This is a genomic window from Sedimenticola sp., from assembly GCF_050289425.1.
Classification (GTDB): Bacteria; Pseudomonadota; Gammaproteobacteria; order Chromatiales; family Chromatiaceae; genus Sedimenticola.
This window is the reverse complement of record NZ_JBNKFS010000061.1, coordinates 1-720: the sequence shown is the minus strand read 5'-3', so window position 1 is coordinate 720 and position 720 is coordinate 1. Positions and strand designations below refer to the sequence as shown.

1 protein-coding gene is annotated in these 720 nt (G+C 65.3%); it reads left to right on the top strand.

The window, feature by feature from the left end:
- The coding region (locus tag ACQY5R_RS18225) for an acyl-CoA dehydrogenase family protein (RefSeq protein ID WP_428610711.1) at nucleotides 1-720 on the top strand (720 nt) is incomplete at both ends.

Sequence of the window (720 nt, the reverse complement as noted above, 5' to 3'; positions counted from 1 at the left end):
TATACGGCCCCGCTCGACGACATCCGCTTCCTGCTCTACGACCTGCTCGACTACGAGGGACACGTGGCGGGCCTGCCCGGTTGCGAGGAAGCGAGCCGCGAGCTGGTCGACGCGGTGCTGGAGGAAGGCGCCAAGTTCTGCGAGAACGAGCTGCTGCCGCTGAACCGCTCCGGTGACGAGGAGGGCTGCGCCTTCGAGAACGGCGTGGTGCGCACGCCGAAGGGCTTCAAGGAGCTCTACGAGGCCTTCTGCGAGGCCGGCTGGAACGGCCTGTCGCTGAACCCGGACTACGGCGGCCAGGGACTGCCCAAGACCCTGCAGTTCGTCATGACCGAGCTGATCTGTTCCTCCAACATCTCCTTCGGCATGTACCCGGGCCTGACTCACGGCGCCTGCAACGCGCTGGAGCTGCACGGCAGCGACGCGCAGAAGCAGACCTTCCTGCCCAACATGATTCACGGCCGCTGGTCCGGCACCATGTGCCTCACCGAGCCGCACTGCGGCACCGACCTGGGCCTCATCCGCACCAAGGCCGAGCCGAAGGGTGACGGTTCCTACAGCATCACCGGCACCAAGATCTTTATCTCCGCCGGCGAGCACGACATGAGCGAGAACATCGTCCACCTGGTGCTCGCCAAGCTGCCCGATGCGCCGGAAGGCTCCAAGGGCATTTCGCTGTTCATCGTGCCCAAGTTCCTGGTGAAGGAAGACGGCAGCCTG